Raw genomic sequence first — 7,524 nt, 5'->3', positions numbered from 1 at the left:
TTGTCATTGTGAAGAACGTCTGTGCGTTGTAATTGTGAACACCGTCTGCGCGTTGTCATTGCGAGGAGCGCCCCTGCACTTTTCTTTTCCACCACCCTCCATCGCGACCAGACAATCTCTCTCCCGATAGCGCTCCCCCTGTAGTGCCGACTTCAGTCGGCATCCTGCTGCCTACGTCTCTCCCCTCTCCCTCTGGGAGAGGGGCCGGGGGTGAGGGCTTCCCATTGCTTCAAGTCCCGACCAGCGCACTACCGCCGTCGAAGAGTCATTCCCCTCTAATCAAGAGGGGTGGATCGAGCCCGCCTCACAAACATCGCGACAGCTCGTTCGCACTTGACCAGGCTCCCGCGCCGTCACCAGGCGATCCCTCAAAATGGTTCGGGAGGAGATGTTCACCGCATCTCCTCCCGACGAATTGCAACGTTACATCCCCGAATCTGAATATTCGGAGCAGAATGGACGATTTAAGGTTCTACGCTCGTTTGCGAACTGGAGCCGGCACAGGTCTCGGCAACAACCCCAGCTTGATCCCAATCTCTATCAGCTTGTCGATCACACGTTCCATGATCATCATAGTCTCCATAGACATATATGTCGATTCGCCCAAAAGGTTCCGCCGCTATGCAGATTCTCTGCAACTAACCGAGAACGTACAGTCAGAAAGATGCCTTAAGAGGTATTATTTCAGCGCTTCAGCAGCTTCATCGCCCCCGCGATCTTCTCGACAATATCCCCCGCAATCAACCCGAACGTCCCCATCTCTTCTTTACCGAGGTCCCCGGCTAACCCGTGAAGATACACCCCAGCCACTGCAGCAGGGAATACTGGTATTCCGGATGCCAACAGCGCCCCGATCACTCCGGTCAGCACATCCCCTGACCCTCCCGTCGCCATCCCCGCATTTCCAGTCGGATTTACGTACACCTGACCGTTGACATCAGCTATGATCGTCGGCGCACCCTTCAAAACTACGACTTTCTGAATCTCGTTTGCGAGCGACCGTACCGCGTCAATCCGCTCTGATGCCGCACTGCCCAGTTCCTCTCCCGTCAGTCGCGTGAACTCGCCCGGATGCGGCGTCAACACCATCGGTGCCGTCGCCGCCTTCAGCAATTCCAGCTTTCCCGAGAACGCGTAAAGCCCGTCAGCATCCAGTACCGCCGGACGGTCGAGTTTCGCCACCATCCGTCGCACCAAGTCCATCGTTTCGTGATTTCGCCCCACCCCCGGGCCGAGACACATCGCATCAGAGGCGCGCATCCCCATCAGGATATCCCCCAGCGCCCGCACCGCCAGACACCTCTGCTTCTTCAACTCCGGCAGCGGTCGCGTCATCGCCTCCGTCAGCTTCACCTCCAGGATGTCATTCAGGCTCTTCGGAATACCGACCGTCACCAATCCTGCTCCCGCCCGCATCGCAGCATTCGCCGCCAAGGTCGCCGCCCCGGTCAAGCCGACTGCCCCGGCTACGATAAACAGTCGTCCGGCATCACCCTTGTGCGTCGTCGGCTCTCTGTCCGGAACGACCTCTGACACATATTCGCGCGTGATGAGGGAGAGGCTGATGTCGAAGCTATCAACCACCTCATTCGGCATGCCGATATCGATGACTTTGAGACGGCCGCAATGAGCCTTTCCTGGGAAGAAGCACTGTCCTAATTTTGGGAGTGCGAGTGTCGCTGTGAAGGAGGCTCTGATGCACTGTGTCGACACTTCACCGGTATCCGAATTCAACCCCGAAGGCGCGTCAATTGCCAAAATCGGCCGCCGCGAGGCGTTCATCAGCGCAATTGCCTCCGCTGCCAGGCCCGAAACCTCGCCCTGAAAACCCGTCCCGAAGATCCCGTCTACGATCAGGTCGACGCTCTTCAGATCGGGGATGTCTTGTGCCGTCCGCGCGAATATCACCGGCAACCGCAGCTCTTCCAGATTCGCCCGCGCATCCCCCTTGATCTCGTCGCGCTGCGCAATTACGATCACCTGTACCTTGGACCCCCAGCCGCTCAGGTACCGCGCCACGACATACCCGTCGCCGCCGTTATTCCCCTTGCCTGATACCACCACCACCCGCTTGCCCGCGACTTCGCCGCCGAGAATCTCGCGTGCCCACTCGGCAACACCGCGCCCCGTGTTCTCCATCAGCTTCAAGCCGGGAATCCCGCGTTCCTGAATTGCGCGCTGATCGATCGCCCGCATCTGTTCCGCCGTCACCAGCTTCATCGGTAGTAGTATCGGGTGTTGTCGATCGCTGTTCAACACAAAATCAACAGCGAAGAGGCACCCGCCAAATCAGCGCCCCAACCCATGACCACGGTTGAGTATCGATTCCCCTCTACCAAAAGGGGTGTATCGAGCTCGCTTCGCCAGCGCCAGGATCATCTGCATACCACAACTTCTCTCAACCCCATGCCTGTCTCCCATTCGGCAGGCTCGAGACAGGGTGTCTCCTTCCACGATTTCGTGCCGCCCTTCGTAGGTCAGGATCCCTGCGACCCAGACGTGTATCCGCCCCTCTCCCTCTGGGAGAGGGGCCCGGGGTGAGGGTCTTCCATTACCCACAAACAGAATCGGGGTGAAGACCATCGTCTCCACCCCGTCATACTCATCTCTGTCCCGGCGCGCTACGTCCCCATCTCCCAGCTCGCCAGATACTTCTTCTGCTCCGCCGTCAGCTTGTCGATCGCCGTCCCCATCGACTTGAGCTTCAGCGCCGCCACGTTCTGATCCACCTTCTTCGGCAGCGCAAACACGCTTATCGTCAGCTTCCGGTGGTTCTTCACGATGTACTCCGACGCCAGCGCCTGATTGGCGAACGACATATCCATCACCATCGCCGGATGACCTTCCGCCGCCGCCAAATTGATCAGTCGACCTTCGCCAAGGATATTGACCTTGCGCCCCGATCGCAGCGTGAATTCCTCGACCAGATTCCTTACCATCCGCCGCTTCTTCGCCATCTTCGCCAAACCGACCAGATCCAGCTCGACGTTGAAATGCCCGCTGTTGCAGACGATCGCGCCCGATTTCATCTTGGCGAAATGCTCCGGTCGGATCACGTGGATGTTGCCGGTGAGCGTCACGAAAATATCCCCCAGCGGCGCCGCTTGCGCCATCGGCATTACCCGGTAGCCGTCCATCACCGCTTCGATCGCCTTGACTTCGTCCACCTCGGTCACGATCACATCCGCCCCGAGCCCTTTCGCCCGCATCGCCACGCCGCGACCGCACCAGCCGTAACCGGCGATCACCACCGTCGCGCCCGCAATCAGGAAATTCGTCGCGCGGATGATCCCGTCAATCGTCGACTGTCCGGTGCCGTAGCGGTTGTCGAACATGTGCTTGGTCATCGAATCATTGACCGCGATAATCGGATACCGCAGAACTTTGTTCTCGGCCATGGCCCGCAACCGGATTACGCCGGTCGTCGTCTCTTCCGTCCCGCCGATCACATTCTTCAGCAGGTCCTTCCGTTCTGAGTGCAGCACACTCACCAGGTCGGCGCCGTCATCCATCGTCATCTGCGGCTTGCTGTCGAGCGCCGACTTGATATGGCGATAGTAACCCTTGGTGTCGATTCCACAAATCGCATACACGCTGATTCCCAAATCCTTCACCAGCGCCGCCGCGACATCATCCTGCGTCGACAGCGGATTGGAGGCGCACAATGCAATCTCCGCGCCGCCCGCCTTCAGCACCCGCATCAAATTGGCGGTCTCGGTGGTTACGTGCAGGCATGCCGCCAGCCGATACCCCTTCAGCGGCTTCTCCTTCTTGAATCGCTCCTCAATCAGCCGGCATACCGGCATGAAGTTCGCCGCCCACTCGATGCGGCGGCGCCCTTCGCCCGCCAGCTTCAGATCCTTGACGTCGTATGACTTCAAACGAACACTCCTGTGATTAAAACTCGATTTCTTCAGTGTCGCGGCCGCCTAAGCGTCCTTCTTCAAATCGCCGGCCTTGTCGGTCTTCTCCCACGTAAACTCCGGCTCGCTGCGGCCGAAATGCCCGTACGCCGCCGTCTTCCGATAAATCGGCCGCCGCAACTGCAGCATCTCGATAATCCCCTTCGGTGTCAGCGCAAAATGCTTCCGAATCAGCGCGATCAGGCGCGCCTCGTCGATGTCCGAAGTCTTGTCGGTGTAGACCATGATCGACACCGGCTCCGCCACCCCGATCGCGTACGCCAACTGCACCGTGCAGCGCCGCGCCAGCCCGGCAGCCACGATGTTCTTCGCAATGTAGCGCGCCATATACGCCGCCGAGCGGTCCACCTTGGTCGGATCCTTGCCCGAAAACGCGCCGCCGCCGTGCGAGGCCATCCCGCCGTAAGTGTCGACGATGATCTTGCGCCCCGTCATGCCGGTATCCGACTGCGGCCCGCCGATCACGAATTTGCCGGTCGGGTTCACGTAAATCTTCGTTTTGTCGTCCAGCATCGCCGCCGGCACAATCGGCTTGATGACCGCGTCGATCATTTCCTGCCGTGCCGCTTCCGTGATCTTCTTGCCGGTCTTGTCGAGAATCGTCTCGTCATGTTGCGACGACAGCACGATCGCCTCGCAGCGCTGCGGCTTGCCGTCGACATATTCGATCGTCACCTGCGACTTGCCGTCCGGCCCCAGAAAACCAAGCGTCCCTTGCTTGCGCACCTCCGTCAGCCGCCGGCACAGGCGATGGGCCAGCATGATCGGCATTGGCATCAACTCCGGCGTCTCATCACAGGCATAGCCCGTCATCAACCCCTGGTCGCCCGCGCCGCCGGTATCGACCCCTTGGGCGATATCGGGCGACTGCGAACCGATCGCATTCAGGATCGCGCACGAATCGTACGAAAATCCGTAGGTCGGTTTCGTGTAGCCGATCTCCTTGACGATCTGCCGCACCAGCTTCTGGATATCCACAAAACCGTTGGTGGTGATCTCGCCGCCAACCACCACCAGCCCGACCGTCACAAACGTCTCGCAGGCGACGCGGCTCAGCGGGTCCTGGCTCAGCAGGTCGTCCAGGACCCCGTCCGAGATCTGATCCGACAGCTTGTCCGGATGACCCTCCGTGACCGACTCCGAGGTGAACAGGTATCTTCTGTCTGTCATAAACAGTCCTTATGCAAATGTCGCCGCAGCGACGCGCTTATTTTCCGGATTTGAGTTTGCCGCTGACCGTCGCCGAGTCGCCCAGGTCAAAACAGCCGCTGGCATTGCTGATCGTCACATTGTTGCCCACCAGCGAATCGGTCAGCACCGACCACTCCGCCGTGACGTTGTCCGCCAGGATCGAATCGGTAATCGTCGAATTGCTGATCTTGCCGCCACGCCCGATTGAGACGTACGGCCCGATCGTCGATTTCGTCACCACCGCGTCTTCGGCGATGTACACCGGCGGCTTGATCGTACAGCCGTTGCGCTCGGCCGTCGCATGATGCCGCTCCAGAATATACCGGTTCGTCTCCAGCATGTTCTCCTTGCGGCCGCAATCGTACCAGCCCAGGGTGGGGAATGTGTGCAATGTCGAGCCCTTTTTCAAGAGCAAATCGAAGGCGTCGGTCAACTGAATCTCGCCGTGCGTCGTCACCCCCCGTTCGATGATCTCGCTCGTGCACTGATGGAACGATTTCACGTCGCGAATATAGTATACCCCGACCACCGCCAGATTCGTCGGCGGATTCGCCGGCTTCTCGACCAGCCGCACGATCCGGTCGCCGTTGGTCTCGACCACCCCGAACGCCCGCGGATTGGCCACTTCCTTCACCGCCAGGCAGTTGTGGCCCGTCGCAATCATTCCCTTCCAGTCTATTTCAACGATCGTGTCCCCCAGGATAACCAGCAACTCCTCGTCCGTCGAAGTAATCCCCAGGTGCACCGCGTAGCCGAGCCCGTACAGCGTCCGCTGTTCGACGAAGGTACTCTTGAGCGTGTAGTGCTCTCGCACAAAGCGCTCGATCTTGTGTCCCTGCGGACCCATGACGAAAATCATTTCGCTGATCGGCAGGTCGATGATCTGATCGATGATATGGCCCAGAATCGGTTTGCCGGCGATCTGCAACAGCGCCTTGGGGGTCGTGTACGTGTGCGGCCGCAGCCGGGTGCCTTCGCCGGCTACCGGAATAATGACTTTCACGGGCGGTCTTCCCTCAACTGAAAAGTCCGAGCAGCGCCTGCTTGCAGTCGATGAACAAGAATTGGACGCGTCCGATCAGCAGGCTGATGCGCGCCATCACAGTGTAGCCGAAATGCGCCCCGAATGCAACCATGATGAACCAGATTCCCACGCGCGCGCCCACCCCCAGCGCGCCCACGTGCTCCTTGGAGAAGTAGAAGTAGATCAGCGTCGTTACGACCCCGACAAAGATGATGATATTCAGCGGATTGAGCAGATCGATGAAGGTCGAGCTGACCTGCGCCAACAGCCGTCCGTGCAGCTCCGAGGTCAAATAAATCCCTGCCGTGATCCCCATCACGAACGCCAGCGGATAGCGCGAGATCCACGACATGTTCGGGAAGAAGCGCGCAAACATCAGCACCCCCAGAACTCCCGCGATGATGAGCATGATAATCTGCCCGACGTGCCCCGAGCCGCCGGCCCCCGTCTGCATCGCTGCCCAATGCTGGCTGATCGGGTCGGCCAGCTGCTGGATGATCACCGACTGCCACACCAGGCCGACATAATAGCCCGCCGACAACCCGGCGAAAATGTGCTCCGCCAGCCGGTAAATTGGGTTGTCCTTGTACAGGAACGAGAAAATTGCCAGCGTCAAAAATCCCGCCAGCAGGATGCCGAACGTGCTCATCCCGTCGTTCTTCCCTTCGCCCGTCTCGCCGCGAAATACGCCGCGTTCCCCAGCAGCACAAACCCGATGATCAGCAGATGCACCAGCGACTGCGCATTCATGCCGCTTACCGCCATCGCCGGATGATTCACCAGCTTCTCATATTCCGCCGCGCCCTTCATCCCGCCGAGCAATCCGACCATCTGATTCGCCTGTACGTAACTGTAAAACTTCGGCGCCATCACCGCCGTCACACCGGCGCCCAACGGCTTGCTGAATTGCGCGTTCACGATCGACACCCAGTTGTCGACAATCCCGTTGTCCGCCACGATGAAAATGAAATCGATGTCGGCATAATTCTTCACTCGCTGCATCAGCGGCAACTGCGCCAGCGGCGTCCCGTATTGATCCGACGGATAAATCGATTCGATGCTCGTTCCCATCCCCAGCAGCACCGCCGTATAATTCGCCTTGTAGCCCAGATTGACATAGTCGATACCGTACGTCTTCCCGTATTGCGCCGCCATTTCGTGCGTTACCTGGCTGGCCATCGACGGTCCCCCCAGCGGAATCGTCGTCATCGTCACGACTTTGATATTCTTGCGGAACAGATGATGCAGCGCCGCCACCGATACCGGCAGCGTCTCCGGCGTCGCCGAGGCGTAGTAGTCAAACGTCAGCATCACCACTGAGCTGTCCGGCAGTGCCTCGACCGCGTCATACAACTTCCGTGCCTCCGGCGTCACCGCCATCGGCAG

5 protein-coding genes and 1 pseudogene are annotated in these 7,524 nt (G+C 59.5%); all 6 read right to left on the bottom strand.

Annotated features, from left to right (window positions below; translation table 11 throughout):
• Positions 1–684 precede the first annotated feature (684 nt).
• A complete protein-coding gene (locus IT585_02430) occupies positions 685–2,256 on the bottom strand; it encodes an NAD(P)H-hydrate dehydratase (GenBank protein MCC6962085.1) in 1,572 nt (523 codons plus the stop codon).
• A 365-nt stretch (positions 2,257–2,621) separates the two neighbouring features.
• Positions 2,622–3,881 (bottom strand): adenosylhomocysteinase, encoded by a 1,260-nt coding sequence (locus IT585_02425; GenBank protein ID MCC6962084.1) that lies wholly within the window; start codon positions 3,879–3,881, stop codon positions 2,622–2,624.
• Positions 3,882–3,929: 48 nt separating this feature from the next.
• Positions 3,930–5,093: a methionine adenosyltransferase gene (locus IT585_02420; GenBank protein MCC6962083.1), complete on the bottom strand. Its 1,164-nt coding sequence runs from the start codon at positions 5,091–5,093 to the stop codon at positions 3,930–3,932.
• Between the two features lie 37 nt (positions 5,094–5,130).
• Positions 5,131–6,117, bottom strand: a pseudogene (locus tag IT585_02415) (NTP transferase domain-containing protein).
• Between the two features lie 13 nt (positions 6,118–6,130).
• The gene (locus IT585_02410) at positions 6,131–6,787 is read right to left on the bottom strand and encodes a hypothetical protein (GenBank protein ID MCC6962082.1); all 657 of its coding nucleotides are present in this window, start codon (positions 6,785–6,787) and stop codon (positions 6,131–6,133) included.
• Positions 6,784–7,524 (bottom strand): hypothetical protein (locus tag IT585_02405; GenBank protein ID MCC6962081.1); only part of this gene is annotated, 741 nt, incomplete at its 5' end. The genes IT585_02410 and IT585_02405, both read right to left, overlap by 4 nt.

Source organism: Candidatus Zixiibacteriota bacterium (genome assembly GCA_020853795.1).
Lineage (GTDB): Bacteria > Zixibacteria > MSB-5A5 > CAIYYT01 > CAIYYT01 > JADJGC01.
This window is presented reverse-complemented; position numbering and strand designations above follow the sequence as displayed.

Coding starts and splice junctions, on each gene's coding strand:
- IT585_02420 (MCC6962083.1), bottom strand. CDS start 5,093: ATGACAGACAGAAGATACCTGTTCACCTCGGAGTCGGTCACGGAGGGT.
- IT585_02410 (MCC6962082.1), bottom strand. CDS start 6,787: ATGAGCACGTTCGGCATCCTGCTGGCGGGATTTTTGACGCTGGCAATT.